Here is a 25,449-nt window from a genome sequence, read left to right on the forward strand (position 1 = left end):
GTGGGGTTATCCAGGGAAAACTTTTGGTGGTGCTCAAAGGGAAAGGCGTATTCAGAAGCTATCGGCATGGCTTCACTCCCAACCCAAACTTGAAGCTGCGCTCAGCCCATTTTCCTGGACTGGGAATCTTAGAAAGCAAGGTCTCAAAAAAGACACTACGGGCTATCGTATCAAGGAGATCCCTGCGTGGGGGAACAATCTTGATCTGCTCTCCCCGGAAAAGATTGCCATGCACTTAAGCGAGTCTTTTCGACGCACCAAGATTGTGGCTACCCTTGGCCCCGCCAGCTCTGATCCAGCCATTCTCAGGGAAATGATCCTGCAAGGGGCAACTACCCTTCGCCTGAACTTTTCCCATGGAGATCACGATCTCCACCGCCGCAACATCCGCCTCATCCGCCAAACGGCGATGGATCTGGGGATCCAGGTTGCCATTTTGCAAGACCTGCAGGGGCCCAAGATCCGCCTGGGCAAGTTTGCCGAAGGCCCGATTACCCTCAAGGCTGGGGATCCCTTTGTGTTGACCAGTAAGCCTGTCTTGGGAGTCTCAATCAAATAATCCCGGTAAAACCCTGGCTCTGCGCCGCCCGTTCCACCAGGTCATAACCGGGAATCAACCCCCGCCGGTAGGGCTGATGCAAACGGTCTTGCAACCCCGCCCGCAACAATTCCGGCGACCCCTGCTGCAACCCCTGGAGCAAACACCCCAACGCCCCCAGATTCGCCACCGCATCCCGGTAGGGGACATGACTCGGCAACACCGCTCGAGCCTCCGCCGTAGATAAGGCAAACTCAGGAATCGCCAAAACGGGGGTCACTTCAGGATGCCAAGGAATCTCAGCAACGCATTCCCCGCAGGTCAACCGACAGCCCCCCCACCAGGCAGGCACCACATTAATTATCGGGATGCCCCTCCAACGCCACCCCCCAAGCCAACACCTGGGAAGCCGGGAGCGGTTCCCCCAGGAAATAGTGCGCTGCCCGCAGACCCGCCACAATTGCCGTCGCCGAACTGCCCAACCCCCGCGCCAAAGGCACCTCCAATTCCAGGGTTAACGTCACCGCTGGCACCGCCTGCCCCAAGCGTTCATACACCAGGGCAAAAGCCCGATAGGCTAAATTTTCCCCCGCCACCGTCGCCCCCTGGCTAATCAGCGGTTCCCCACCCGAAATCCTGTTTTTCGGGGCTTCACCCGGATACCCTCCAGACTCGTTGGGGTTCACCAAGCCCTGCCAACCGAAAAAACCACGATCAGCTAGTTGACAGAATTTATCATTTAGGTATACGCTGAAGAGCAATGCAACCTAGCGAGTTCTTTGCCGCCGGTAAAGTCATAGCTTGCCCATTGCTTAACTGTTCTATCCTAAGTTTGGTTGGGGAGCGTTGTTTTTTTACAGATTCACTGTCAGCCTGGAGGGAGTGATTTCAGAAATTTTGATCAATATATTCCAAGCAATTTGAGCAGGTCATGGTAAGCCTGAAAAGTTTGCCATTGCCACTCGTAAACCCCGTTAACCTTATTTACCCCAAAGGAGTCGTTTATGCGTCGGTATTTGTCTGCTTTCCTGATTAGTGTATTAGTCTGCTGGATGTTGGTAAGCTGTTCTTTTTTTCAATCGTCAACTTCAAATAATTCTGAATCTGTCACTCAAAGTTCTCCCATGAATGACCCCTATGCCCAGCAGGTTATGGAGGGGTTAGCCTACTTGCAAAAAAGGGCGGATGAACAGCTTAAGTTAGCGGAAAATCTCCTGGTCGCCTTAAAAAGTGGGGATATTAATCGTGCCCGGCAAGCTTATGTAGAGGCTCGTCCTCCCTATGAAGAAATTGAAGTTTATGCGGCTAGTTTTCCCGAAGAAGATGAAGCTATTGATGCTCGCCCCTATGCCATTAAAGGTGGGGAAACTTCGGAAAATTATCGCAGTATTCACCGGATCGAAGCCCTTATCTATCGGGACAATAACTTGGCGGCGGCAGTGCCCTACGCTGAAAAATTGGTGGATAGCGTGAAATCTCTGATTGCCAAACTCAACGATCCCAAAAATTTCAATTCATCTCTAAATTTTGCCGGAATGTTAGCTTTGGCGGAGGAGATTCCTTCCAAAAAAATTTCCGGTGAAGAAGAAACCTGGTCAGATCAAAGCATTTTAATTTTCAAGCACAACTGGATTGGGATTCAAAGTCAATTTGAACCCTACAAATCCAAACTTGACCCGGCCTTGGTAGCGGAGGTTGATCAAGCCTATAAAAATGCGATGGCAACCATTATGGAATTTACCATTCCGGGAAAAGTCATAACCAAACCCTACAGTTCGGTGAATGCCCAACAGCGGGGTAAAATTGTCGCCGCCGCCTATGCCTATCGAGATGCTTTAGCCAAGGCAAAAGTGGCTTTGAATATTCCCGACCCACCGGAAGCATCTGAGAGTTGCAAGTGAGTCATGGGCACGTCTATCAATGCACAACGATGGCAATAGGACATGAGTCTCAATCAAATAATCCCGGTAAACGGGACTGAAACCCCGCTTGTCGGCTGAGCCGGAAGAAGGCAGGGATCCTTTTGGGGATCCGCTCAGGTATTGTGGGGATAGGCACTGCAGTGGCTAAGCCGAGGGAGACGGTATGGAGTGGCTTATTTTTATCCTGTTTTTAGCTCTGGCTGCCGGGATCTTGGCTCTAGCCCTTTACCACGAAAAGAAACGTCGAGAAGCTCTGGAGCGGGTAGCTGCACAGCTAGGAATGCGCTTTTCTGCCCAGTTGCCTGAAGGGATTCGATCTCGCTTGTTGCAAGCAGGCTTTGGACTGTTTGAACGAAGCCATGGGCGGCGTTTCTATAATTCGATGTCCAAGCGGCTGATCGATGGCACTGAGATTACCGTTTTTGATTACCAATACACCAGCAGCAGTGGCGAGGGTTCCAGAACTTATCGCCAGTCCGTCTTCTACGCCTATCACGAGGATCTTCATCTGCCGCGTTTTCGGCTGCACCCCGAAAATGCCTTTTTCCACGGCATCGCCAAAGCTTTTGGCATGCAAGATATCAATTTCGAGAGCCACCCTAAGTTTTCTCGGAGCTATCTCTTGCGAGGACAGGATGAAGCCCAAGTTCGGCTACGTTTTCATCCCGGCGTCCTTGGTTTTTGGGAGCAGCATCCCAACTATTGCGCCGAAGGAGCTGGCGCCCACCTCATTCTCTGGCAAAATGACCGACAGGTGAGTCCCGAAGGGATGGCAGAATGGATGCGCTTGGGGGAAGAGTTGACTCAACGGCTGCGGCGTATGTAGTAGCAGAGCCTACGGCCCCCCGCCGCGAACGGTCAACCTCGGCCTAAACCTCACCCCAAGAGGGTGCGCTGCAATCTCAAGAACCTCTCTACTGAGCGCCGAGGGCCGCCAACAAATCATCTGCCAACAACACCGCCGTATAGACCAAAGCCTGTCGTTGCTCAGGAGACAAATCGCCGACGGGAGTCTGGGGATTGCTCACGATACCCTGCAGTACTCTGCTGGCTATGTATTCCCGCTTGGAAACCCCTGGGCTGGAGATAGTGGGGTTATCCAGAGAGAACTTCTGATGGTGCTCGAAGGGGAAGGCGTATTCGGGGGCAACCGGCATCGCTCGACTCCAGATGAATCTCTACACTCTGCTTTGCCTATTTTCCCATCCTCTCTCGCTGGGGATTTTAAAAAAGCGGTGCCTCAAAAAAGACATAACGGGTTATCGTAATCAGAGAGATCCCTATATGGGGTAAGGATCTGGGCTGCTCCCCCTTGGGAACAGTGGACATGCATTTGAGGGATTCTTTTCGACGCACCAAAATTGTTGCCACCATCGGCCCCGCCAGCTCTGATCCAGCCATTCTCAGGGAAATGATCCTGCAAGGGGCAACTACCCTTCGCCTGAACTTTTCCCATGGAGATCACGATCTCCACCGCCGCAACATCCGCCTCATCCGCCAAACGGCGATGGATCTGGGGATCCAGGTTGCCATTTTGCAAGACCTGCAGGGGCCCAAGATCCGCCTGGGCAAGTTTGCCGAAGGCCCGATTACCCTCAAGAGCGGGGATCCGTTTGTCCTCACCAGCAAACCCATTTTGGGAACGCAGGAGCGCAGTTGGGTTACCTACGACAGGCTGGCCCAAGAGGTGCCGGAGGGAGCAACCATCCTTCTGGATGACGGTCGAGTGGAGATGCGCGTGGAGGCGGTGGATCCGGCAGCGGGCGAGCTCTTCTGCCGCACCATTGTCGGCGGCACCCTCTCCGACAACAAGGGAGTGAACTTCCCCGGCGTGCGCCTCAGCATCCGCGCCGTTACCGAAAAAGACAAAGAAGACCTCTACTTCGGCCTCAACCAAGGGGTCGACTGGGTGGCCCTCAGCTTTGTCCGCGATCCCTCGGATGTCCTGGAGCTGCGGGAACTGATGGCTGCCGCTGGCAAGCGAGTTCCCATCATCGTCAAGATTGAAAAACACGAGGCTATCCAGCAACTGCCCCAGATCCTGGCTCTTAGCGACGGGGTGATGGTGGCGCGGGGAGATCTGGGCGTGGAGCTGCCGGCAGAAGAGGTGCCGATCTTGCAGAAGCGGATCATCGCCATGGCCAACTGCCTGGGGATCCCGGTCATCACCGCTACCCAGATGCTGGACAGCATGGCCCATAGCCCTCGCCCCACCCGCGCTGAGATCTCGGATGTAGCCAATGCCATTTTGGACGGCACCGATGCCGTTATGCTCTCCAATGAGACGGCGGTGGGCAAGTATCCTGTCGAGGCGGTGGCCACCATGGCCCGCATTGCCCTGCGCATCGAACAGGACTACTTTAATCCCCTCTACGCGGATCGCCGCCACCACCTGCGCGCTCTTGCCCGGCAAGAGTTGAGCCAGACTAGGGGTAGCTGTGCCGAGGATAATTCGCTGCGTCCCAAAGCCCTGATAGCCGATTCCATTAGCCGCGCCGTGGGGGAAATTGCCGAGGAGCTGGACGCGGTAGCCGTGATGACCCTAACCAAAACCGGAGCCACAGCCCGCAATGTCTCGCGGTTTCGCCCGCGCACTCCCATCCTAGCCGTAACACCCCATGTGGAGGTGGCGCGGCAGCTGCAGTTGGTGTGGGGGGTACGCCCGCTGTTGGTTCTGGATTTGCCTACCAGCCGCCAGACCCTTCAAGCCGCCATTAACGTAGCCCAGGAAGAAGGCCTGCTCAAGGACGGGGATTTGGTGGTGCTCACTGCCGGCACCCTGCCGGGCATTTCCGGCTCCACTGACCTTATCAAGGTAGAAGTGGTGAAGGCGGTGGTGGCTAGAGGCAGAGGGTTTGGCAAAGGCACCGTCAGCGGCCCTGCCCGTATCCTCCGATCTGGCCTTGAGGCCAGCAAGATTACCCCTGGCGATATCCTGGTTGCCCGCGCCACTGATGCTAGCTATGTAGAGGCGATCAAGCAGGCGGCTGGAGTCATTACTGAAGAGGACGGCGTCTCCTCCCACGCAGCCGTAATTGCTCTGCGACTGGGAGTGCCGGTGGTGGTGGGGGTTAAAGATGCCACGCGCCTCATCCGCGACGGAGCTATTGTTACTTTGGACGCGGAGAGAGGCCTGGTTACTGCCGGCAGCGAGGGTTTAGGCTTCTAGCGCCGTCGTCGGGAGCAGCGGCGCAACAGCCACCTGGCGGCGGCCCGATCGCCTTCATCCCAGGCTAACCGCTCCACCGCCACCATCACCATCGAGGTAATTGCTGCCTCACTGAGATGCCATTGGGAACGCAGCTGCTGGACAGCCAGTGTAGCGGCCTCGAGGTCGCGTTTGCGAATGGCGCGGAGCAGCTCTTCAGACATCGACGAAGGCCAACCCCTCTGATCCTTTTTGCTATCTTTCTACCGCAAGAGCCAGAAGCTTCCCTTCTCCTAATGCCAAGATTTGTCTTGTTTGTCCAGAATGCCTTAAAAAAACTTCTTAGACGCTCGCTTGGGTTAGCCCGCAGGGATGGCCACAGGAGAGGGCAGTAGCCGCTCCATTGCTGCCTGCAGATCCTGGGTCAGAGCTTGGATAGCCTGCCGGCGGTTGGCCTGGTAGGTGGGCCAGCGCTCTGAGACGGAGAGGGGATCCCCGATGCGGAAACGGGCTAGCCGCGGCCCCAACTGAGGAGGAGCGACCAAGGGATTCTGGCCTTTGATCCAAGCCAGGAGGTTCCACAGCCGCAGGGCAGTTTCGGCCAGTTCCTCCGGGCTGGGCTGCTCAGGCAGAGGGCGGACGGCAAATACCATTAGGGTCTCCACCAAGCGCATGTGCCAAAGGTGGAAAGTGGCTTCAGCGGCAAGGCGATTGGCTAGGCTTTTTTCTACTGCAGAGAGGGCAGCAACATCGGGAATATCTTCCCGGTAGATCCAAGACCAGCCTGCCTGCTCAAGGCGATGTCGCCGCTCGATGAGGTCTCCCTGAGGTTGCAAGCCAAAGCGCTGCTCAGCCACGCGCAAAGCCAGATCCAATAAGCTTTGCAGACGTGTCCGCAGATCCCCTCCTTCTCCCCGCTTGGCCCAAGTTGCCGCAGGCAAAGTGGGGGCATAGAAGCGCTCGTAAAAGTTCTCCAGGGTCTGAATGAGGTGTTCAGCCAAGCGGAGCAAGCGGGCCATGAGAGATTCTTTGCCGACATGGGCTGAGCGCCCGGTTGGCAGGTGGCAGTTGGCCTCCATGCGGCGGAGCAACCTGTCGAGGGCTGCCCGGGGATCCCTCAAGTACTGGTAGCAGAGGCCCACGGGTAGGATCAGCACTTCCTCTGGCCGACCTGCCTTGAGCAGATCTTCCACTGCCCAAAAGCTCAACTGGGCCACTCCCGGTTCCAGGGGGTTGAGCAGCCCACTCATGCCGTTGATGGTTCCCTCGGGTGCCACGGCCAACGGATAGGGGCCTGAGACTAGCTGCTCGCGGGAACTCTTCAGCCCTGCCCGATCCAGACGGCCCCGCAGAATGGGGATCCCGCCCAGCCGGGGCAAGCCCCAACTGGCAATGGCCCCCAGCCACAGCGGCAGGCCGCGGTCGTAGACAAACAGGACGTGGGGCCGCTGCCGCAGCCAGATCCCCTGTTGCCGGGCCACCTGAGGCAAAAGGTGAGCAAACAGGTACAGCAGACAGGGAGGGTCATCGAGGGTGGGGTGGCGAAAGGCTACCAACAAGCGAATCTTGCCTGCTTCAAATTGCTGATAAAGCTGAGCCAAGCGCTCCCCTCCCTCCACCTCGACGCGCGGGATCCCTTTGGTCCAGCGCAACCAAAAAGGCAAGCCGGTTTGGACAAAACGAACCACCCAAGGCGTCAATCGTGGCGGCAGAAACTGGAGGGGAGGTTGAACCGTCTGCGGCATAGGGATCCTCAAATCTAGGGTTGGCGCGCTTGGTGAACCTAGGCTTTGGATCCCCTCTTAAAGAGGGCGAAGAGGCAAAAAAGCCCCGCTGCAACAGTTGCTCAACTGGAGTCCCTCTGCTCAGAAGGTTTTCAACCTCCTGCTGCTTTTTTCCGGCGGCCCCGCGTCTTTTTGGGGGCAGCTTCTCCTGAGGCTGAGTCTTCCATGACCTGGCCGTTTAACACCTGCTTGAGGTGAATGTGCTTGTAGCCTAGGTGGATCTCAAACTCATCGCCAGGCTTGAGATTCATCTGCTTGGTGTAGGCAGACCCGATGATGATCTGCCCATTTTTGTGAACGCTGACGCGAAAGGAGGGCTCGCGACCGCGCTTTTCACGGCTACTTGGGCCGAGGCTGAGACCTTTTGCTGCCAGCACCGCATCGTAAAAAGCGTTTAAGTTGACGCGGAGCTTGTTGTTCTTGGTCACGGTTACGTAGCCACAGCGCTTTGCCGTTTCCCGGCGCGAAAGGTGCCCCAAAGCCTCTATCTTCTGCAAGAGAGCCTTCCCGGTTAGAGGTTGTGGTGGTATATCCAACATTTTCTAATACCCTACAGCCCTCTCTAGGATCATAACCTTCTGAAGTACTTCTGCAACCAAAAGCTTGCAGCTCCGCTCCAGGTCGTGTTTACTCTAGGGGAGAAAGGCTCTTCTCAATTGGGCGTTCAATGGGTGTTCTGGCTCTGGATAAAGCAGCAGAGAGAGGGGATTTGTTTTGCCCAAATGGCTTGGCAAGACGGCTAGAAGAAGGCCTCAGCTAGCGGCAAGTGCTCATCTTTTCCGGAAATTAGCCGGGCGCCAACTGCTGGGCTACTAGGGAGGGAAGCTGAGCTACAGGGATCCCCTCTAGGATCTCGGCGGCAAAGGCATAGGTGAGCAGTTGGCGGGCTTGGGCCAAGGGAATGCCGCGGCTTTGCAGGTAGAAGATCTCTTCCGCCTCCAGTTGGCCCACGGTGGCTCCGTGGGTGCATTTGACGTTGTCGGCGAAGATCTCCAGTTGGGGCCGGGTATCCACTCGCGCCTTGGGGCTTAAGAGGAGGTTGCGGTTGGTTTGGGCCGCGTCGGTCAGTTGGGCTTCTCGGCTGACCAGAATGCGCCCGCTGAAGACGGCACGGGCTGTCTCGTCGACAATGCACTTGTGCAGTTGGCGGCTACTACCCTGGGGGGCCTGATGCCGCAGGCGGGAGTGGGTGTCGCTGTGCTGGGATCCCTTCAACAGGGTCAGCCCCCGCAGGTGGGTGTGGGCCTGGGGCTCCACCTGGGCCAGCTCCAGGTTGTGGCGGGAAAACTGGGATCCCCACTGGAGGGCCTGCAGCCGGTAGTGGCTGTAGCGGCCCTGGCGCACGGCGGTTTGGTTGATGTGAAAGGCCTGGGATCCCTGCCGCTGGACGAGGATGTGGTGCAGGCGGGATCCTTCTTCCAAGGCAATCTCGGTAACCGCGTTGCTGAAGGGGATCCCCGAGCCCCAGGAAAGGTGGTCTTCAATTAGGGTGAGGGAGCTGTAGGCTGGCAAAGTCAGCAGGCAGCGGGGCTGGGCCAAAACCGCCTCTCCTTCAGGGGCCACGGTTATCCAGAGTAGATGCAAGGGCGGCAAGATCTCCTGCTGGGGCAAGAGCTCAATCTGGATCCCGCCGCCTAGGTGGGCGGTGTTGAGGGCGCTGAAGACATCGACCTTGGCGATGGTTTGCAACCCTCCAGAGGCAGCCTGGCTGAGGGGAGCAAGGCGCAGCGCCGACGGCAGGCCGCTCAAGTCAGAAAGGTGGGGAGCGAAGTAGCCGTTGACAAAGACGGCATAGCTGTGGCGGCTTTCCGACCACAGCCAGGGCTCCAGAGTGGCCCGGTTCACATCCCCCTCCCCAGGGCCGGCCAAGCGAAAGGCGTGGGCCACTAGCGGCGAGAGGTCGCTGTATTTCCAGTCCTCTTCGCGCGGAGTGGGGATCCCCAGTTCCGCCAGTTGGGCACGGGCCTGCTGTCGCAGAGTGGCGTGGGAGTCCTCCACCTCCGGGATTTGGCTAAGAATGTGCTCCAGAAAGGAGCGGCCAAAACTGGCAGCGTCGCTTTCTCCAACCGACGACTTGGGCACCGCAGCGCTCATCCCACCTCCTCCCTAAGCCAGTCGTAGCCCCGCTTTTCCAGCTCCAGCGCCAAGCTCTTGTCCCCGCTAAGGACAATGCGCCCCCCTTCCATCACATGCACATAGTCAGGGGTCACATACTCCAGCAGGCGCTGGTAGTGGGTAATGAGGAGTATGGCCTTCTCGGGGCCGGCCAGCTGGTTGATGCCCTGGGCAACGATGCGCAGCGCGTCGATGTCGAGGCCAGAGTCCGTCTCGTCCAAAATGGCCAGGGTCGGCTCCAGCACGGCCATCTGTAGAATCTCGTTGCGCTTTTTCTCGCCGCCAGAAAACCCCTCGTTGACGGAGCGCTCCAAAAAAGCCGGATCCATTTTGACTAGCTCCAGCTTTTGGCGCACGAAGTCGTCAAACTCGAGGGGATCCATTTCCGGCTGATCCCGGTATTTCTGCCGGGCGTTGTAGGCAGCCCGCAGAAAATCCAAGTTGCTTACCCCTGGAATCTCGATGGGGTATTGAAAGGCCAAAAAGATCCCAGCCCAGGCCCGCTCCTCCGGTTCCATGGCCAAGAGATCCTTGCCCAAATAGAGGATCTCACCCCCGGTTACCCGGTAGTCCGGGTGGCCGGCCAGGATCTTGGAGAAGGTGCTTTTCCCAGAGCCATTTGGCCCCATGATGGCGTGGATCTCGCCGGCCCGAACTTCCAGGTTTACCCCCTTGAGGATAGGGGTGCCGTCGATCTCAGCGGTGAGATCGCGGACAGATAAAATGACAGGGCTGTTTTCTCGGATCATCTCAGCGGTTGCTCTTGAATGAACTCCGGACGAGCGTTCACCCTGGGATCGCGCAGCTAGCTAAAGTAAGCCGGCAATGGCCAATTCAGCTTGCTGGGGATCTAGCCAACGGATCCCTCTAGCTTCAAGCTCAGCAAGCGATCTGCCTCGACGGCAAACTCCATGGGCAGTTGGTTAAACACCTCCCGGCAGAAGCCGCTGATGATCATAGACACAGCATCCTCTGCAGAGATGCCGCGCGACTGAAAGTAAAACAACTGCTCTTCTCCAATCTTAGAGGTTGAGGCTTCGTGCTCCACTTTGGCGGTGTTGTTTTGCACTTCAATGTAGGGGAAGGTGTTGGCGCTGCACTGATCCCCAATCAGCAGCGAATCACACTGGGAAAAGTTGCGGGCGCCCTCTGCCTTCGGCCCAATTTTCACCAAGCCGCGGTAGCTGTTTCTGGAGTGCCCCGCCGAGATCCCTTTGGAGATAATTCGGCTGCGGGTGTTGCGGCCTATGTGGATCATCTTGGTGCCGGTATCGGCCTGCTGGTAGTGGTTGGTCAGGGCAACTGAGTAAAACTCGCCCACCGAGTTTTCCCCCACCAACACACAGCTTGGATACTTCCAGGTGATGGCGGAGCCAGTCTCCACCTGCGTCCAGGAGATCTTAGAGTTGGCCCCCTGGCAGAGGCCGCGCTTGGTAACAAAGTTGTAGATGCCGCCCCTGCCGTTTTCGTCGCCGGCATACCAGTTTTGCACCGTCGAGTACTTGATTTCGGCGTTGTCCAGGGCAATCAGCTCCACCACCGCCGCGTGCAGTTGGTTGGTGTCGAACATGGGGGCCGTGCAGCCCTCCAGGTAGCTGACGTAGGATCCCTCGTCGGCAATGATCAAGGTGCGCTCGAACTGGCCCGACTCGCTGTTGTTGATACGGAAATAGGTCGAGAGCTCCATGGGGCAGCGCACCCCCTTGGGCACGTAGACAAAGGAGCCGTCGCTAAATACCGCCGAGTTCAGCGCCGCGTAGTAGTTGTCGGCGATAGGCACCACCGTACCCAGGTACTTACGCACCAGCTCGGGATACTCCCGTAGCGCCTCCGACATGGAGCAGAAGATGATCCCTTCCTTGGCCAGCTTCTCCCGGAAGGTGGTGGCCACCGAGACGCTGTCGAAAATGGCGTCCACTGCTACATTGGCCAGTCGCTTCTGTTCAGACAGCGGGATCCCCAATTTTTCAAAAGTCTCCAGCAGCACCGGATCCACTTCGTCCAGGCTCTTCTTCTTCTCCCGCACCTTGGGGGCCGAGTAGTAGACGATGTTTTGGTAGTCAATGGGGGGGTAGGTCACGTTTGGCCAAGTGGGCTCGCTCATCTTCAGCCACTGGCGGTAGGCCCGCAGCCGGAACTCCAGCATGAAGTCCGGCTCCCCCTTCTTGGCCCAGATTTGGCGAATGATGTCCTCGTTTAGGCCCTTGCCGATGGATTCTGAAGGGATGTCGGTAACAAAGCCGTACTTGTAGGGCTGGTTAACCAGGGCGCGGACGCTCTTAGACATGGGTGGCTCTCAAGTAGGGATTAGAAGCGCGCAAGAACAGACGGCCAACTAAAACAACATAGTTGTTGCTTAACTAATCCTCAAGTTACTTTAGCAATGATCCCGTTGTCAAAATAGGCAGGAGGACAACGGTGAACCGAGCACGTAGGATCGCCGGCCAGGCTACCCAGCCTACTTCCAGTAAGCAGGCTATTTTGATCTACCTGCGCAAGGCAGGACAGGCTACTGCCCAAACCCTAGCAGAGCACTTGGGCATTTCTCCCCAGGCCACTCGCCGCCACCTCAAGGATCTGGAGGCGGAGGGACTGATCCGCCATGTCGCTCAACCCAGCGGCCTTGGCCGTCCCCAGCACTTCTATCAGCTTAGCCCCCAGGGGGAAGCGCAGTTCCCTGCCCGCTACGACGAGTTTGCCCTGGGCCTACTCAACACGCTGGCCGAAACCTTGGGAGCCGAACAGATGGGATCCCTGCTCCAGCAGCAGTGGCAACGCAAAGCCCAGGAGTACCAAGCCCAGATGGGATCCGGATCCCTGGCCGAGCGGCTAGAGCGCCTGGTACAGTTGCGCCAGGCAGAAGGCTACATGGCCGAGTACTACCCCTATCCCAACCACCTGGCTGCCCCCAGGCCAGCAGAAGGCTCTGAGCAGTATGTCGAGCAGTACGTCCTGGTGGAGCACCATTGCGCCATTGCCCAGATTGCCCAGCGTTTTCCCAGCGTCTGCGGCCATGAGCTGGAGATGTTTGCCGCCGCTCTGCCCGATTGTCGGGTGGAGCGCCTCAGCTGGCAAGTTAACGGGGAGCACCAGTGCGGCTACTGGATTGCCAAGCCAGGCTCCTCTGCAGGGATCCCTTCCTAGGCCCAGCCCCGAGAAGGTGACGCCTTCAGAAGACAGGCAAGAGCAGCCATAGTCTTAAGGATCCGCCACCTCAAAGGCCCACAGCCCTCGCTCTGCTGGAATCCGATGCAACTGCCCCTTGGGAAAGCGCCGCCGCAGCGCTGCCCCTTGCTGCTCCCATACCCCCTCGTTCATAAACAGGGTAAACGGCGGCTCTAGGTCTTGGCTAAGCAACGTCTCGGGGGGAAAAACCTTCACCTCTTGTTCTTGCCCGGCAAAAAATTGAATCCAACTTTGCCAGTAGGCAGGCTCTCCCCAACTGAAATAGGGGTAGGCGGCGCTAGCAGCCAAATAGAAGCGGTGGTTGGGATCCCTCTGTCGAGCGGCCACGTAACGCCCGGTGGCTCCCACATCGTTGCCCTGCGTCGAGCCCTTGTGGACAAAGTCGCCCCAAATGGCCAAGTTCCAGCCTCCAATGAGGAGGACGGTGCCCGCCATCGCTACTGCTGTTACGGTGGATCCCCAACGTTTCAGGGGAGCGGCCAGCGTCTGGATCCCTTCCAGGGTTAGGTAGGCTACAAAGGGCAGGATCACGAGCAGGCGGGTATAGTTGGGGGCTTTGGTGATAGCCAGGCTAAAGAGCAGGTAAAGAAGCAGGAAACTGCCAATACAGAGCCAGTCGTGGGGCTGGCTGCGCCCCCTGAGGACGCGGTAGAGCCCAGATCCCAGCCCTAGCCAAATCAAGATCCCTGTCAAGGGATCCACAAAGGCATGGCCGTAGTTGGGATAGATATAGCCCCGGTCGTGCTGGCTGGGGTCGTTGAACATGCTCAGGCCATTGCGGATGTTGCGCCACACCCCCTCTGCCGGCGTAGCCGCGTTCACCCACATTTGCTGCAGCGCCCGCCCCTCGGGGAAAAAGAGAAATTGCTGGCGGGCATACTCGGCGCTTTCTGGGGGGGCAGTGGCGGTGGCTACCAGAATGGGCGCGGCCACCAGAAAAAATCCCAGCGCTGCCGGCACTGTCAGCTTGGCTAGGGTCCAAACGGGGTTGGCCTGCAGATCCTCCCGCCCCAAGAGCAAGTACAGAACGCCAAACAGGAGTCCCAACAGGATCACCACGCGCCCTGGCAAATAGCCGTAGAGGGAGAAGGCCGCTGCCCCTCCCCCCAAATACAAAAGCAGGGGATTTTTTTCCCGCATGCCCTTTAAGATCAAGGCCAGAGCTGCACACTCCACCAGCACAATCAGGTTTTCCCGCATGGCCATGCGGCTAATGCCTAACAAGGCGTGGTTGGATCCCAGAAGGGCCGCTCCTGCCAAGGCCAGCCGGGAGTTCCAGAACGACCGAAAAAACCCGTAGGCTACCAGAATAGTAATCACCCCAAAGGCGGCATGCACCGTGCGCACATTGACCAGGGTGACTCCTCCCATCAGCCGCGTCAGGCCGCCAAAGAGGCTAAACATAAAGCGGGGGAAATAGAAGTACTCTGGCATCAGCCCGAAGAGATCGGGGTAGCGCACCCCGGAAGCCCGACGAGCCATGGAGGTGATGACAATCTCGTCGGTGTTGATTTGAAAAGGGATGTTGGCCAGGTCGTAGAGGTAGAGGGGAGCAAAAACCAACGCCAACAGCCCCAGGTGCAGCAGCTCCTGGCGCCAGCGCAGCCGCGTCGGCTCCCAAGGAGGCTGAGCCGGGGGAAACTGGGCCACATACCAGCCCCACCAGCAAAATGCTCAGCAGCCAGATCCCAATTTGCAGTACGTGGTAGCCAAACGCCCCGTACCAGAGGGTCAGGGCTATTCCCAGGCCGAGGCCAGATCCCAATAGAGTCGGGCGTCGGGAAGTGGCCAGGGTATCCCAGACTGCCATAGGACTGGTCTCAGCCCACTGGTCGATAAGTTAGTAACCCCGCGTTCTCTCCGTCTCCGGCTCCAGTTCCGGCTCCTTGAAGTTGGAGGGATCGTAGAGGAAGCGGTTGACCTCATCTTCGAGGCGGTAGATCTCAAAGGGCTCTAATTGCTTGCCAGTTCGCAAGGCCAGCAGGTAGCCGTCCACCAGCAGCCGTAGCTCGTCAATGCGCTGATAGCCGCGATGCCAACTGTCCACCAGCGCATCGGTTAGAGCTTGATAGTGCCGGATTAGCTTTGGGTCCTGCAACATGGCGCTCTTTTGCCCACCTGGTCTCATCCTAGCGTTTGATTTTCGTTTGTTAAGCAGAGATTGCAAAGCCGCACTATTCCTCAAGAACGGGCAAGATTAACCGCGAAGGCGTGTTGCCGCCGCTGTGAAGAGTCAGGGTGAGAATGCGGCCTTCCATGTGCCGCTCCTCCCGCTGGCCTGTACCTGGGTTAACGGGGTAGGCAGGGAAACAGGCTGCGCTTAGGCTAAGGCGTAGAGCGTGGCCACGGGGAATGCGGATACAGGTGGGCTGACAGGGGATCCCAATGGGGACATTGGGCTGGGGATCCCGCAGACGGCGGTAGCCCTGGGAAAAGTTATACACCTGGCCATCCGGCCTCACCACCGAGAGCACGGCGCAGAGATCAAAGCTGGGGCTGTCCGCCTCGACGTAGAGCTCTGCCGTGATGTCCCCCGCCAGGAGGAGGTCGGTTTCTAGAGGGGGAGTGGTGTAGGTAAGAACATCGGTGCGGCAGTCGACAGCGGAGCGCTCTTGGGGTCCGGCAGGGTAAACCAGGTGACCCCCCAGGGCCGGTACCGGTCGCCAGGGATCGTGAACAAAAGTATCCGACTGCTGCCTCGGCGGGGGCTCCGGGCGGAGGGATCCCTCGAGTTCGGAAAGGGCAGCTAGGCCAGTGCTGTGCAGGTAAAGAGCTTTTGGCTCAGGGTTGGGCCAGGCCTCAAGGGTGCGCCAGCGGTTGGAGCCCATCTCGAACAGGCGCACCGGCGGCTCTTGGAGGATCCCTGTGTCCTTGCCTTTGAGGAATTGGTCAAACCAGCGCACCTGCAGCCGATCGATGGGGCTGACGGCCTCAGGGCCAAAATCCAGCGCTCCCACCCTGCGCCCCCAAGGGAGGTGGGCCCACGGCCCGACAACCAGGTATTGGGGGTTTTGGCTGCGGGCACTCATCTCCTTGTAGAGGCGTAGGCTGCCACTCAGGTAGCTGTCAAACCAGCCGGCAATGTGCAGCATTGGCAGGTCCACCGCCTCCAGCCGAGGGGAGAGCTGGCGCCAGTAGTCGTCCGGCTCGCTGTGATCCAGCCAGTCGAAGTAATAAGACTGGGGCGCATATTGCTGCAGCACGCCCGGCTTGAGGGGGATAGGGTCGTGGAGGGGCAGGTTGCGCGACGCCTTGAAGAGGGCCTGATAGGCACTGGCATCTCCCCGCCGGCGTGCTCCCTCGGCTTCCAGTTGCAGGGCCCAACTGAGGTTGTTGTAGAAGGCAAAGGCTCCCCCAGGGTAGGCGGCATCCGCGTAAAGGTCGTAGGGCAGCATTGCCGGGCAGATGGTTTTCAAAGCGCTGGGACGGGCGGAGGCGGCATACAGCTGGGTCATGCCCTGGTAAGAAAAGCCGTACATACCCACCACGCCGTTGCTCCCTGGCAAAGCAGCCGCCCAGCTGACGGCGTCGAACCCATCTTCAACTTCGTGGCGGAAGGGGTAGAAGGAGCCTTTGGAAGTGCCTCGCCCACGCACATCCTGGATGACCACAATATAGCCATGGGCTGCGTACCAGCGCGGATGGGCGTACACCACTGTCGAAGCAATGGCCCGGCCATAGGGCTGCCGCATGAGCAAAACCGGATAGCTCCCTTCCCCCTCGGGGCGATAGATATCCGCGTCCAGCTGGATCCCATCGCGGGTTAACATGGAAACCGTTTCCCGGGGACGTACAGGCAGCATGGTTTGGAGGGGCGCGGTGAGGCTTTCCTACAGGTTACTCAGTCCACCAAGGAAAACATCAGCTCGCCTTCAGTAACCAATTGCCCCCCCACCTGAGCCCGGCAGAACATCTTGCCGATGCGCTTTTGCCGGATGGTGAGCAGGTCAGCTGACAGCAGCAGTTGATCTCCAGGCAGGACGGGGCGGCGAAAGCGTACCCCATCGATGCCGGCAAAAAGAGCTAGGCGCCCGGCTGCATCCGGCAGCTTGGTCAGGACGATCCCTCCCACCTGAGCCATGGCCTCAACAATGAGGACACCGGGCATAATGGGGCGGTTGGGAAAATGTCCCTGGAAAAAAGGCTCATTGAAGGTGACGTTTTTGAGGCCCACTGCCCGTTGCCCTGGGAGATACTCCACCACGCGGTCCACCAGCAAAAAGGGATAGCGGTGGGGCAGAATCTCCAGGATTTGGTCTGTAGTGAAAACGGGGGGAGCAGCTGCCAACTGAGCCGCTGCTTCAGCCGAGAGAGGGGGAGGAGGACAGACGTCGGAGGACATGGCAAACCCAAAAAAGAGCTGGAAGACAAACCTCAAAGCCTAGAGGGGAGATGGCCTAGTCCCACGGTAGCGGGCAGTGCATCCTGTCAAGACTGCAGGAGAGAGGCCAGCTTGCCGTGGCAGCCAGGATCCCTTTCTGGTGTTGCCTCCGCTTGAATCTGGAGGGATCCGCTCCTTAGCAACTGTTTGGCCAGACGGTGGTGCAGAGCATGCCCCGCCTTGTAGGCTACAATGTGCCCCTGGAGGCGGCAGCCCAACAGGCTGAGATCTCCTAGTAAATCTATCAGCTTATGGCGCACCGGCTCATCGGGGTAGCGCAGGGGTCCCAGCCACGCGGTTGCAGTACAGACAATGGCGTTTTCCAGGCTGCCCCCTTGGATTAGCCCCTGTTGGCGGGCTAGCTCCGCATCTTGCTGGCGGGAAAAAGTACGCGCCGCTGCGATGGAGCAGACAAAATCCGGCCTATCTTCCCTCCAGCTTAGCCACTGTTGGCCAATGGGAGAGTCGGCAAACTCGATGCCATAGGTAAAGCGGGCCTCGGGGTGGGGCAGGGCACTGACAAAAGCCTCCCCTGCCCAGACGGTAACCGGCTCTTGAACCACGCCCACCAGGGCGGGTTGCTCCTGGGCCAAGATCCCGGCCTGGACAATGGCCTCCACAAAGGGCAGGGCCGAGCCATCGAGGATCGGCAGCTCTGGCCCTTCTACCTCAATGCGGCAGTTGTCGATGCCCAGAACGTAAAGGGCAGCTAGGAGGTGTTCCACCGTCTGCACCTGAGCAGATCCCTGCTGCAGGCGGGTGCAGAGGGCAGCAGGAGCTAGGGATCCCACCTGGGCAGGGATAGGAGGGGAGCCCGGCTGATCCACCCGCACGAAGACCCGACCGCTGCCAGCGGGGGCCGGGTGGAGACTGCAGCGGACCGGCAGGCCGGTGTGCAGGCCGACGCCTTCTAGGGAAATAGAGCTGGCCAAGGTGCGCTGTTGACTTCTCATGGGGCTCCTGCCGCAAGACGCTCTTGGCCCTGGTCGAAAACCCGGTAGTACAGCTCCCGGTAGCCCACGCGCAGGCTGCTGCTGGCGTCTGCCAATCTGGCTTTGCGACTGCGAGTGCCGTAGGCGCTGAACACCTCGTAGCTATCTCCCTCGAAGAAGAAGGAGGAGACATCGGACACCTCTTCGCCTCCCAGCAACTGCCAACGCCCTCCCTGGAATCGCAGCCGGTAGCGGGCCCTGTCAAAGCTGCCAGAGGGACGGTCGATAGTGGCGTCGATCCTGCCCTCGTACTCCGGGGGCTCGGCTCCTGCTATGGGATGTACCTCGACGGAAATATCGCGGTAGCGGCAATTGGGGCGGTTGCAAAGGCGAATTGAGCGCATCGCCTCGGCAATGGTTTCCAACCGCTGTCGCGCCTCCGCTAGAGAAACCCCCTGGGCCGGCTCTAAGGTGGAGGACAGTCTTTCCTGCGCAGCCAGCGCCGCCGATCCCCAGCAAAGCCCCAGCAGCACAAAACACAGCAGGCCTAGCCAGCAGCGGTAAGCAGATCCCATAGGGCTAGTTGTGGCAGGATCTAGTTCCTCTACTCTATCCGTAACCCCAGGCGATGCAGACACCCTCCCCCAGGGTTCAGGAGCAATTGGCCCAGGTGCGGATTGTCCTAGTGCGACCAGTGGGGCCGCGCAACCTGGGCGCCATTGCCCGCGTGATGAAAAACATGGGTCTGCGACAGTGGGTCTTGGTGGATCCCCGCTGCGATCCCCTTGATCCCGAAGCAGTTACCATGGCTGTGCATGGCGCCGACTTGCTCCGCCAAGCCCGGCAAGTGCCAACTCTGGCGGAGGCCCTCCAGGGATGTGTCCAGGTCTTCGGGACTGCAGGCCGCCGCGAGCCCTACCCCCCCGAGTGGCAAGTTCAATCTCCCCGCCAAGCCTTTCCCGAGCTACTGGCCGCCGGTCCTGTGGCTTTGGTGTTTGGCCCTGAAGATCAGGGCTTGAGCAACGAAGAGCTGGCCCTCTGCCATCGCCAAATCCAGATCCCCACCGATCCGGCCTACCCTTCCCTCAACCTGGCTCAGGCGGTGGGCATCTGCTGCTACGAGCTGCGCACCCTCCTTTGCCCAGATCCGCCGCTTCCGCCTAGCCCTGGCCTCTCCAAGCCAGCTCCCTTCGAATTGCTGGAGGGCTTTTTTGGCCAGCTGGAGGCGCTGCTATTGCAAATTGGCTACCTGTATCCCCACACGGCCCGCCGCAAGATGCTCAAGCTGCGCGCCCTCTTTCACCGCGCCGGCTTGACCGTGTCCGAGGTGGCCCTGCTGCGCGGGATCTTGCGACAACTGCAATGGAGCCAAACGGCCTGGCGTCGAAACCTCCCCCAAGACGATTAATGCGGGGGTTTGGATCCCGTAGGGGCGGGCAGGCAGTACACTCTGGCGGCTCCTCCCGGTTGCAAAGCCGTACGCAGCCCCAACCCCAGACCATTCGCTAGCATCCTGAACCGCCAGGGTTGCAACTTGCAAAGACTGGCTGGTGAGGGGCAGAAGCTTTTGTTATCCTGGCGCTTAGGTTCTCCCGTCGGCAGGGGGAAGGCGGCAAACTTTTCCTGACACGGGATGCGAGCAGGGTCTCTAGCTTGCCGTGTCAGGCGGGCTTGCTTCTAGTGGCAGGATCGGAGAGAGGGTGGGATCCAATGTTTACGTGGCTCTGGACAAGGCACTTTTCTCGGTTGAACCAGAGGCTGCAAAGCTTGGAGGTGGCCCGTGAGGAAAACCTTCTGTCCCCTGATCTCAGCGCCCAAACCCTGCAGGTAGCCCCCGATTTTTGGGAGCGGCAGCACCAGGCTTTTGTCTACGTAGATAAGCAGATCCGCAAGCTCAGCCGTCGCAGCAAAATCTGGGGTGGCCTGGCGCTGCTGGCGATTTTGGCCGATGCTGCCTTGGTGGTTGCCGGCCTAACCCTGTTCCAGTCTTGGCAACAGCTGCAGGCCAACCAAAACCTTGCCCGCATCGTTGAGCAGGCGTCAGCTGCCGATCCGGTGCAGCAGGCTTTTGACAACCTGTTGGCTCAACTGCCGCACCTGAACGGGGTGGAGCGGTATCGTGCCCTGGAGGCTCTGCAGGCTCTCTCGGCTATTGCCCCGGTAGATCAGGGTTCTGGATACGAGCCTAGCTTGGCGGCAACTCCTCTGGAGGCCCAAGTGCAAACAATCTACCGTCTAGGGCAGATGCGGGCGGTTGAGGCGGTGCCGGCTTTGCTGACCAAGCTTGCGGATAGGGAGCCGGCAGTGCGGGAGGCGGCAGCTCGTGCCCTTGGTCAGATTGGGGATCCGCGCGCCCTTCAGCCTTTGCACGAGCTCCTGGCCCATGAGACGGATGAGCTGGTCCAGGAGGCAGCCATTGCCTCCATTGCCCAACTGCTGCGGTAAAAAGCAGGTCAAACTGGCATTGACCCGGGCGTGGGGATGAAAAGCCGCAGGTTTAGCAGAGTAAGCAAGCTGGTAGGGATCCTGTGTTGGGTATGGGCAGCGGCTGGGCCGGTTTGGGCGCAGGATCCCTTCCGCAGTGGGGCCAATGCCCGCCCCATCAAGCCAGAGGTGGCTAGTGCCTTTGAGGAGTTCTTCTGCGCAGGCCGCTACACGCAGAGCCGGGAGAAGCTAGAGAAGGCTAGACAAGCTTCTCCCCAGGAGCCGATGGTCTACGCCCTGCTGGCGGCGCTGGCCTACCAGGAGGGGGATCTGGATGCTTTTGCCCAGTTAGCCACCCAAACCCGCCAGGTGGCTGCCGAGCTGAAGAAGACGGATCCCTTGCGGGGCAACCTGTACGAGGGCGTGGGCTATGGGTTGGAAGCGGCCAACATTGTGGTGCGGGAAGGGGTAGTGCTCGGCTTGCCTAAGGCGTTGCCCACTCTCAACCAATTGTTTGCGTCCATTCGCGCCGCCCAGGCAGTAGACAGCAGCGACCCGGAGCTCAATCTTCTCAACGGCTATATCGACTTGCTGCTAACCTATCGGGAGAAGGCTTTGAACCAATTTCGCCTAGCAGCGCCTGAGTATTTGTCCTACCGTGGCCAAGCGCTGGCCTACCGGGATATGCAGCGCTATGACGAAGCGCTGGCGGCGGTGGATCGGGCAATTGCGGTTTCCTGCAACAACCCCGAACTTTACTACCTCAAGGCGCAAATCCTGGTTGCCAAGGGTCAAGACCGGGAGGCGGTTCCCCTTTTCGACCAGGCTTTGCAGGCCTCTAGCCAGTTGCCGAAAGCCTTGGTGGAGCAGATCCAGATGGAGCGGGATCGCGCCGCCCAGCGCAGTGGGCTGACTGTCCAGTTGCCTACACCGACTCCCTCTCCCTAAACCGATGGGCCTGCGCATCAGTGGCAAACGGACGCTGCAAACCCCTGCTGGCCGGGGAACTCGGCCCACGCCTGGGCGGGTGAGGCAAGCCCTGTTCAACATCTTGCGAGGGCAGGTGAAGGGCTGTCGCTGGCTGGATCTCTGCTGTGGAGCCGGCACGGTAGGGGCAGAAGCCTTGTGCCATGGGGCAGCCTTTGTGGCCGGCATTGAGATCGCTGCGCCGGCCTGTCGCCTCATCCAGGCCAACTGGGCAAAGGTAGCTCAGCCGGGACAATCTTTCCAGGTGATTCAGGGGGATGCCCGCAAGCTGCTCAGCCGCGGCCTGGGTTTGGATCCTTTCGATTACGTCTATCTTGATCCCCCCCATGACGCCGGTCTGTACGCCCCGCTTCTGCCGCTGATCCCGCCCTTGCTCAAGCCAGGTGGAACCTTGATTGTCGAGCATCGCAGCGGCCAAAAGCTGCCAGAGCAGGTGGGATCCCTGCTGCGCGTCGACCAGCGGGCTTATGGGCAAACGGCGCTGGCTTTCTACCGCAATCTGGAAGAAAAGCCCTAGGGAAAAGGAGTGCTAACAAAGCCAATTTCCAGCAGCTGCTGGTAGGCCTGGGTGCCTAGCTCCCGGGTTGGGGTTTGGCTTTTGATGACCTGGATCAACCAGCCCACGGCCTCCTCAGGGCGCCCGGCAGCCCGATAGACCACGGCCAGGTCGTAGGCGGCCTGATCCCGAGCCTGGGCGGCAACGCGGGCCAGCTCCCGCTGCTCTTCGGAGATGCGGTTTTGGATCCCAGCAAAAGCGCGGGAGAGATCCTGGTGGTAGTTGGAGCGCTGGTTGTAGGCGTTAAACACCTGCTGCAGGAGCTCGATGGCTCGGTCGTAGTTTTGGGCCTGAATGGCAGCGTTGGCCTCAGCAGCCAACTGTTCAGCTCGCAACGCGCTGAGAGCGCTGCTGGGTTGTTCTAGGGCCCGAAACTGCTGGGGATTGGGAATAAGCTGCTGGCGGGCGGGCACTTCTTGAGCCGTAGCCCAAAGACCTGAACCGACACCCAGCACTAGGCCAAGCAACAAGCCAAAGGCCAGCTGTACCCAAGAACGGGGCAGGAAGGCAAGGCCACGAGCAGCAGCTCGACCACCAGCAGGAGGCCGTCGAAACATTGGCAAGTAACCCTCAAAACCTTGCTAACCCGTTCCACTCTACCTCACTCCGCGGGGCTTTGCTGCAGCTCAGGGATCCCCTCCCCTAGCGGTTGCTGAGGAGGCAACTGTTCAGACGGCGGGGAAGCCGGTTGAGCCTGGGAGGGAACTTTTTCTGGCAGCAGGGGCAAGTTCATAATCCGCTCGTACAGGCGCAGGTACTGCAAAGCCGAGCGGTGCCAACTGAAATCGCTGGCCATGCCTCGCTTTTGCAGCGCTTGCCAAGTCTCCTTGTGCTGAAACGCCTCCCAAGCCCGCGCTAGACAAGTGTAGAAGTCCAGAGCCTCGTAGCGGTCAAAGCAGTAGCCGGTGCCGATCCCTTTGCTGGGAATATGGTGGCTGACCGTATCCACCAGTCCCCCTGTACGGCGGACAATGGGCACACAGCCGTAGCGCATGGCAATCATCTGGCTAATGCCGCAGGGCTCAAAGCGGCTGGGCATTAAGAAAACATCTGCTCCCCCATAGATTAACTGGGCCAGTTGCGGCTGATAGCCCTGCTGATAGGACATTCGGCCTGGGTGCCGCTGGGCCATTTCCCGGAGCCGCTCTTCGTAGTGGGCTTCGCCGCTGCCCAGCAAGACAAATTGCGAGTCACTGTAGGCCAGAAAGCGCTCCACGGTTTGAATGACCAAGTCAATCCCCTTTTGTTCCACCAAACGGGTCACCATGCCCATGAGAAAGACGTCGGGGTTGACGGTCAAACCCAGGCGGGTCTGCAGCACGGCCTTGTTCACCGCTCGACCGCTGAGGTCGTCGATGCTGAAGTTGGCGGCTAGATGGGGATCCGTGCGGGGATCGAACTTCTCGGTGTCGATTCCGTTTAAGATCCCCCACAGGCGTTCTCCTTTCCAAGCCAGCAGATCCTGGAGGCCTTCTCCATAGAGACTGGTGCGGATCTCCAGGGCGTAGGTGGGCGAAACGGTGGTTACCTGGTCGGCGTAGAGGATCCCGGCGGCCATAGTGTTGTGGGCGGAAAAATACCAGGGCAGCCAGGTCATGCGTTCCAGTTGCCAGCGCCACGGTCCCTGATAGGCCAGGTTGTGAATGGTAAAGACGGTGCCGATATCGGGAGCCTGGTGCATCCAGGCCGGGATCATGCCGGTGTGCCAATCGTGGCAGTGGATGATGTTGGGCCTCCAGGGGTAATAGGTCCAGGCAAATTCGGCCACGGCATTGGCAAAAAACGTAAAGCGCCAAAACTCGTCCTCGCCGTCGTAGATGCGGTGGGGGGCAAAGCAGTAGTGGCTGACCAGGTAAAGGGGGACATCGGTGCCGGGTAAAACGCTTTCGTAGATATCGGCCACCTGGCCCATGACCTGCTTCGACCAAATGGGGTCTTTGGAGCGGGGGTATTGCCCCGGCTCTGGGCCAAATTGGTCCCACAAAAATCCGTACAGGGGCATGATGATGCGCACGTCCTGCCCCAGCTTGCGCAAAACGACGGGCAGGGATCCCACCACATCCCCCATCCCCCCCACCTTTGCCAAGGGCGCTGCTTCCGCTGCTGCAAACAAAATCCTGGCCTGTACCACCCTGCCCTCCCTGCTGCAATACCAGACCCTCCCCCTCCTATTTTTGGGGGTTTTGCTACGGGTTGCAGGGCGGCTGCTCTCGCAGGCGGGCGCAAATGGCCTGCCAGACCTGCTGGACCAGCTGGGACAGGCTGGTTTCTGACTGGATGGGCACCCGCACATCAGCCTGGGCGTAGAAGGGTTCTCGTTCCCGCATGAGCCTCTGCAGAGCAGCCTGGGGATCGGGAGTTTGCAGGAGGGGGCGTTGGCCAGGATCCCGGCTCAGCCGCTGCCAAATGAGCTCAGGGGCCACATCCAGCCAGACGGTGAGGCCGTGGTGCAGGTAGCTCCAATTTTTGGGCCGCAGCACAATGCCGCCGCCGGTGGCAATAACCAGGCGAGTGTAGCCGCTCAGTTGCGCCAACACCTGGGTCTCCAGCTCCCGGAAGTGGGCTTCTCCCTGCTCGGCAAAGATCTGGGCAATCGAACAGCCGGCTACCTGCTCCACCAGAGCATCGGTATCAAAGAAGGGACGGCGCAACTGGGCTGCCAGCTCAGCTCCCAGGGTGGACTTGCCGCTGCCCATCATGCCAATCAAATAGACAGTGACGCCGCGCAGGCGTTCGGCTTCTTGGGGAGGGATCATGGGGGCAAGGACTCCGTCCCGCTACGCGAACGGCTGGGATTAGACGTAGCCGTGCTCGGCTAGAAACTCCAGGGAGAGGCTGCTCTCCGGCGGGGCCAGGCCCAAGAATTTTTCCACATATTTGCCCAGGAGATCTGCCTCCACGTTTACCGGATCCCCTACTTGCAGCAGGGAAAGGTTGGTCTGGCGGTAGGTGTGCGGGATCACCGCCACCTTAAACCAACATCCCCCTTGGCGGATCTCGGCAATGGTCAGGCTGACGCCGTTCACCGCCACACTGCCCTTGGGCACGATGTAGCGGCCGATGGCCGCCGGCACCTCAAAGCTCAGCTCCCAGGCGTTGCCGGTGGCTGCTTGTTCGCAGAGGTGCCCCACCCCGTCGATATGGCCGCTGACGAAATGCCCCCCTAACTTGTCCCCCACCCGCAGCGCCGGTTCCAGGTTGACTGGGCGTGGCCCTGGGGATCCGCAGCCCCAGGTCGAGCGGCGCAGGGTTTCCGGCGAGACATCTGCCAAAAAGCCATCGGGCAGGATCTCTACCACTGTCAGGCAGAGGCCATCCACCGCCACGCTATCCCCACAGGCTAACTGCGGCTGCAGCTTTGGGCAGGTAACCCGTACCTGCGAAGACGAGATCAACTGAGCTGTACCCAAACTGCGCACTAGACCCGTAAACATGCTTCGGCTTCCTTGGCCTGCTTGCTAAGCCTTGGCCTGATC

General features: G+C 59.3%; 27 protein-coding genes and 1 pseudogene. 9 read left to right on the top strand and 19 right to left on the bottom strand.

Annotation, left to right across the window (positions count from 1 at the left end):
* Positions 1-229: 229 nt before the first annotated feature.
* Positions 230-544 (top strand): annotated as a pseudogene (locus NW860_RS06040) (pyruvate kinase); the annotation flags it as partial.
* Positions 545-551: 7 nt separating this feature from the next.
* Here the strand turns inward: NW860_RS06040 and NW860_RS06045 are convergent.
* Both NW860_RS06045 and NW860_RS06050 read right to left on the bottom strand, forming a co-directional pair.
* Positions 552-818, bottom strand: a complete 267-nt coding sequence (locus NW860_RS06045) for a hypothetical protein (RefSeq protein WP_414513052.1) — start codon at positions 816-818, stop codon at positions 552-554.
* Between the two features lie 76 nt (positions 819-894).
* The gene (locus NW860_RS06050; protein WP_414513054.1) at positions 895-1,134 is read right to left on the bottom strand and encodes a hypothetical protein; all 240 of its coding nucleotides are present in this window, start codon (positions 1,132-1,134) and stop codon (positions 895-897) included.
* A 528-nt stretch (positions 1,135-1,662) separates the two neighbouring features.
* Between NW860_RS06050 and NW860_RS06055 the strand changes: the two genes are divergently transcribed.
* On the top strand, positions 1,663-2,439 hold the full coding sequence (locus tag NW860_RS06055; RefSeq protein ID WP_414410289.1) for an EfeM/EfeO family lipoprotein: 777 nt from the start codon (positions 1,663-1,665) through the stop codon (positions 2,437-2,439).
* 184 nt (positions 2,440-2,623) lie between these two features.
* Positions 2,624-3,286 (top strand): hypothetical protein, encoded by a 663-nt coding sequence (locus NW860_RS06060; RefSeq protein ID WP_414513056.1) that lies wholly within the window; start codon positions 2,624-2,626, stop codon positions 3,284-3,286.
* Between the two features lie 88 nt (positions 3,287-3,374).
* Here the strand turns inward: NW860_RS06060 and NW860_RS06065 are convergent, their stop codons facing one another.
* On the bottom strand, positions 3,375-3,617 hold the full coding sequence (locus NW860_RS06065; RefSeq protein WP_414351871.1) for a hypothetical protein: 243 nt from the start codon (positions 3,615-3,617) through the stop codon (positions 3,375-3,377).
* Positions 3,618-3,787: 170 nt separating this feature from the next.
* On the opposite strand from NW860_RS06065, the gene pyk reads away from it, so the two are divergent.
* On the top strand, positions 3,788-5,629 hold the full coding sequence (gene pyk / locus NW860_RS06070; RefSeq protein ID WP_414513058.1) for a pyruvate kinase: 1,842 nt from the start codon (positions 3,788-3,790) through the stop codon (positions 5,627-5,629).
* On the opposite strand, the gene NW860_RS06075 is transcribed toward pyk, so the two are convergent.
* The 6 genes from NW860_RS06075 to sufB form a co-directional block, all read right to left on the bottom strand.
* Positions 5,626-5,832: a hypothetical protein gene (locus NW860_RS06075; protein ID WP_414411323.1), complete on the bottom strand. Its 207-nt coding sequence runs from the start codon at positions 5,830-5,832 to the stop codon at positions 5,626-5,628. The genes pyk and NW860_RS06075 overlap by 4 nt on opposite strands.
* 135 nt (positions 5,833-5,967) lie before the next feature.
* A complete protein-coding gene (locus NW860_RS06080) occupies positions 5,968-7,353 on the bottom strand; it encodes a 1-acyl-sn-glycerol-3-phosphate acyltransferase (RefSeq protein ID WP_414513060.1) in 1,386 nt (461 codons plus the stop codon).
* 131 nt (positions 7,354-7,484) lie between these two features.
* On the bottom strand, positions 7,485-7,931 hold the full coding sequence (locus NW860_RS06085) for an AbrB family transcriptional regulator (protein WP_414513062.1): 447 nt from the start codon (positions 7,929-7,931) through the stop codon (positions 7,485-7,487).
* A gap of 247 nt (positions 7,932-8,178) precedes the next feature.
* The gene (gene sufD / locus NW860_RS06090) at positions 8,179-9,486 is read right to left on the bottom strand and encodes a Fe-S cluster assembly protein SufD (RefSeq protein ID WP_414513064.1); all 1,308 of its coding nucleotides are present in this window, start codon (positions 9,484-9,486) and stop codon (positions 8,179-8,181) included.
* Positions 9,483-10,256: a Fe-S cluster assembly ATPase SufC gene (gene sufC, locus NW860_RS06095; protein ID WP_414513066.1), complete on the bottom strand. Its 774-nt coding sequence runs from the start codon at positions 10,254-10,256 to the stop codon at positions 9,483-9,485. The genes sufD and sufC overlap by 4 nt, the downstream gene beginning before the upstream one ends.
* A 101-nt stretch (positions 10,257-10,357) precedes the next feature.
* On the bottom strand, positions 10,358-11,794 hold the full coding sequence (gene sufB, locus NW860_RS06100) for a Fe-S cluster assembly protein SufB (RefSeq protein ID WP_414394152.1): 1,437 nt from the start codon (positions 11,792-11,794) through the stop codon (positions 10,358-10,360).
* Between the two features lie 131 nt (positions 11,795-11,925).
* Here sufB and sufR point away from each other — a divergent pair, with 131 nt between their 5' ends.
* Positions 11,926-12,651, top strand: a complete 726-nt coding sequence (gene sufR / locus NW860_RS06105) for an iron-sulfur cluster biosynthesis transcriptional regulator SufR (RefSeq protein WP_414513068.1) — start codon at positions 11,926-11,928, stop codon at positions 12,649-12,651.
* A 54-nt stretch (positions 12,652-12,705) separates the two neighbouring features.
* Here the strand turns inward: sufR and NW860_RS06110 are convergent, their stop codons facing one another.
* The 6 genes from NW860_RS06110 to NW860_RS06135 form a co-directional block, all read right to left on the bottom strand.
* Entirely contained in the window at positions 12,706-14,343 is a 1,638-nt protein-coding gene (locus NW860_RS06110) for a hypothetical protein (RefSeq protein ID WP_414513070.1), read from the bottom strand.
* A 190-nt stretch (positions 14,344-14,533) separates the two neighbouring features.
* On the bottom strand, positions 14,534-14,794 hold the full coding sequence (locus tag NW860_RS06115) for a DUF6761 family protein (protein ID WP_414411330.1): 261 nt from the start codon (positions 14,792-14,794) through the stop codon (positions 14,534-14,536).
* A 73-nt stretch (positions 14,795-14,867) separates the two neighbouring features.
* Complete coding sequence (locus NW860_RS06120) at positions 14,868-16,496, bottom strand: CocE/NonD family hydrolase (RefSeq protein ID WP_414513072.1); 1,629 nt, start codon at positions 16,494-16,496, stop codon at positions 14,868-14,870.
* A 38-nt stretch (positions 16,497-16,534) separates the two neighbouring features.
* Positions 16,535-17,035 (bottom strand): 3-hydroxyacyl-ACP dehydratase FabZ, encoded by a 501-nt coding sequence (fabZ, locus tag NW860_RS06125; protein ID WP_414394140.1) that lies wholly within the window; start codon positions 17,033-17,035, stop codon positions 16,535-16,537.
* Positions 17,036-17,121: 86 nt separating this feature from the next.
* Entirely contained in the window at positions 17,122-18,027 is a 906-nt protein-coding gene (gene lpxC / locus NW860_RS06130; RefSeq protein ID WP_414394139.1) for a UDP-3-O-acyl-N-acetylglucosamine deacetylase, read from the bottom strand.
* Positions 18,024-18,581 (bottom strand): hypothetical protein, encoded by a 558-nt coding sequence (locus NW860_RS06135; RefSeq protein WP_414513075.1) that lies wholly within the window; start codon positions 18,579-18,581, stop codon positions 18,024-18,026. The genes lpxC and NW860_RS06135 overlap by 4 nt, the downstream gene beginning before the upstream one ends.
* Before the next feature lie 53 nt (positions 18,582-18,634).
* Between NW860_RS06135 and NW860_RS06140 the strand changes: the two genes are divergently transcribed.
* From NW860_RS06140 to rsmD, 4 genes are all read left to right on the top strand, one after another.
* The gene (locus NW860_RS06140; RefSeq protein WP_414394135.1) at positions 18,635-19,414 is read left to right on the top strand and encodes an RNA methyltransferase; all 780 of its coding nucleotides are present in this window, start codon (positions 18,635-18,637) and stop codon (positions 19,412-19,414) included.
* A gap of 338 nt (positions 19,415-19,752) precedes the next feature.
* A complete protein-coding gene (locus NW860_RS06145; protein WP_414422650.1) occupies positions 19,753-20,451 on the top strand; it encodes a HEAT repeat domain-containing protein in 699 nt (232 codons plus the stop codon).
* Between the two features lie 36 nt (positions 20,452-20,487).
* Positions 20,488-21,378: a Sll0314/Alr1548 family TPR repeat-containing protein gene (locus NW860_RS06150; protein ID WP_414513078.1), complete on the top strand. Its 891-nt coding sequence runs from the start codon at positions 20,488-20,490 to the stop codon at positions 21,376-21,378.
* A gap of 4 nt (positions 21,379-21,382) precedes the next feature.
* The gene (gene rsmD, locus NW860_RS06155) at positions 21,383-21,934 is read left to right on the top strand and encodes a 16S rRNA (guanine(966)-N(2))-methyltransferase RsmD (RefSeq protein ID WP_414513080.1); all 552 of its coding nucleotides are present in this window, start codon (positions 21,383-21,385) and stop codon (positions 21,932-21,934) included.
* On the opposite strand, the gene NW860_RS06160 is transcribed toward rsmD, so the two are convergent.
* From NW860_RS06160 to NW860_RS06175, 4 genes are read right to left on the bottom strand one after another with little or no spacing between them, the layout of a single operon-like run.
* Positions 21,931-22,530 carry a hypothetical protein gene (locus tag NW860_RS06160; protein WP_414513082.1) on the bottom strand — a complete coding sequence of 200 codons (600 nt, stop codon included), beginning with the start codon at positions 22,528-22,530 and terminating at the stop codon, positions 21,931-21,933. The genes rsmD and NW860_RS06160 overlap by 4 nt on opposite strands.
* Before the next feature lie 44 nt (positions 22,531-22,574).
* On the bottom strand, positions 22,575-24,104 hold the full coding sequence (gene glgA, locus NW860_RS06165; RefSeq protein ID WP_414394126.1) for a glycogen synthase GlgA: 1,530 nt from the start codon (positions 24,102-24,104) through the stop codon (positions 22,575-22,577).
* 55 nt (positions 24,105-24,159) lie between these two features.
* Positions 24,160-24,729 carry a shikimate kinase gene (locus NW860_RS06170; RefSeq protein ID WP_414394124.1) on the bottom strand — a complete coding sequence of 190 codons (570 nt, stop codon included), beginning with the start codon at positions 24,727-24,729 and terminating at the stop codon, positions 24,160-24,162.
* A gap of 39 nt (positions 24,730-24,768) precedes the next feature.
* On the bottom strand, positions 24,769-25,407 hold the full coding sequence (locus NW860_RS06175) for a riboflavin synthase (protein WP_414513085.1): 639 nt from the start codon (positions 25,405-25,407) through the stop codon (positions 24,769-24,771).
* Positions 25,408-25,449 lie beyond the last annotated feature (42 nt).

This window comes from Synechococcus sp. F70.1 (assembly GCF_047502745.1).
Classification (GTDB): Bacteria; Cyanobacteriota; Cyanobacteriia; order Thermostichales; family Thermostichaceae; genus Thermostichus.

Excerpts from the sequence above, each read along its gene's own strand:
- NW860_RS06055 (WP_414410289.1), top strand. The coding sequence starts at position 1,663 with ATGAATGACCCCTATGCCCAGCAGGTTATGGAGGGGTTAGCCTACTTG.
- NW860_RS06060 (WP_414513056.1), top strand. The coding sequence starts at position 2,624 with ATGGAGTGGCTTATTTTTATCCTGTTTTTAGCTCTGGCTGCCGGGATC.
- NW860_RS06065 (WP_414351871.1), bottom strand. The coding sequence starts at position 3,617 with ATGCCGGTTGCCCCCGAATACGCCTTCCCCTTCGAGCACCATCAGAAG.
- pyk (WP_414513058.1), top strand. The coding sequence starts at position 3,788 with ATGCATTTGAGGGATTCTTTTCGACGCACCAAAATTGTTGCCACCATC.
- NW860_RS06075 (WP_414411323.1), bottom strand. The coding sequence starts at position 5,832 with ATGTCTGAAGAGCTGCTCCGCGCCATTCGCAAACGCGACCTCGAGGCC.
- NW860_RS06080 (WP_414513060.1), bottom strand. The coding sequence starts at position 7,353 with ATGCCGCAGACGGTTCAACCTCCCCTCCAGTTTCTGCCGCCACGATTG.
- NW860_RS06085 (WP_414513062.1), bottom strand. The coding sequence starts at position 7,931 with ATGTTGGATATACCACCACAACCTCTAACCGGGAAGGCTCTCTTGCAG.
- sufD (WP_414513064.1), bottom strand. The coding sequence starts at position 9,486 with ATGAGCGCTGCGGTGCCCAAGTCGTCGGTTGGAGAAAGCGACGCTGCC.
- sufC (WP_414513066.1), bottom strand. The coding sequence starts at position 10,256 with ATGATCCGAGAAAACAGCCCTGTCATTTTATCTGTCCGCGATCTCACC.
- sufB (WP_414394152.1), bottom strand. The coding sequence starts at position 11,794 with ATGTCTAAGAGCGTCCGCGCCCTGGTTAACCAGCCCTACAAGTACGGC.
- NW860_RS06115 (WP_414411330.1), bottom strand. The coding sequence starts at position 14,794 with ATGTTGCAGGACCCAAAGCTAATCCGGCACTATCAAGCTCTAACCGAT.
- NW860_RS06120 (WP_414513072.1), bottom strand. The coding sequence starts at position 16,496 with ATGCTGCCTGTACGTCCCCGGGAAACGGTTTCCATGTTAACCCGCGAT.
- fabZ (WP_414394140.1), bottom strand. The coding sequence starts at position 17,035 with ATGTCCTCCGACGTCTGTCCTCCTCCCCCTCTCTCGGCTGAAGCAGCG.
- lpxC (WP_414394139.1), bottom strand. The coding sequence starts at position 18,027 with ATGAGAAGTCAACAGCGCACCTTGGCCAGCTCTATTTCCCTAGAAGGC.
- NW860_RS06135 (WP_414513075.1), bottom strand. The coding sequence starts at position 18,581 with ATGGGATCTGCTTACCGCTGCTGGCTAGGCCTGCTGTGTTTTGTGCTG.
- NW860_RS06140 (WP_414394135.1), top strand. The coding sequence starts at position 18,635 with ATGCAGACACCCTCCCCCAGGGTTCAGGAGCAATTGGCCCAGGTGCGG.
- NW860_RS06150 (WP_414513078.1), top strand. The coding sequence starts at position 20,488 with ATGAAAAGCCGCAGGTTTAGCAGAGTAAGCAAGCTGGTAGGGATCCTG.
- rsmD (WP_414513080.1), top strand. The coding sequence starts at position 21,383 with ATGGGCCTGCGCATCAGTGGCAAACGGACGCTGCAAACCCCTGCTGGC.
- NW860_RS06160 (WP_414513082.1), bottom strand. The coding sequence starts at position 22,530 with ATGTTTCGACGGCCTCCTGCTGGTGGTCGAGCTGCTGCTCGTGGCCTT.
- NW860_RS06170 (WP_414394124.1), bottom strand. The coding sequence starts at position 24,729 with ATGATCCCTCCCCAAGAAGCCGAACGCCTGCGCGGCGTCACTGTCTAT.
- NW860_RS06175 (WP_414513085.1), bottom strand. The coding sequence starts at position 25,407 with ATGTTTACGGGTCTAGTGCGCAGTTTGGGTACAGCTCAGTTGATCTCG.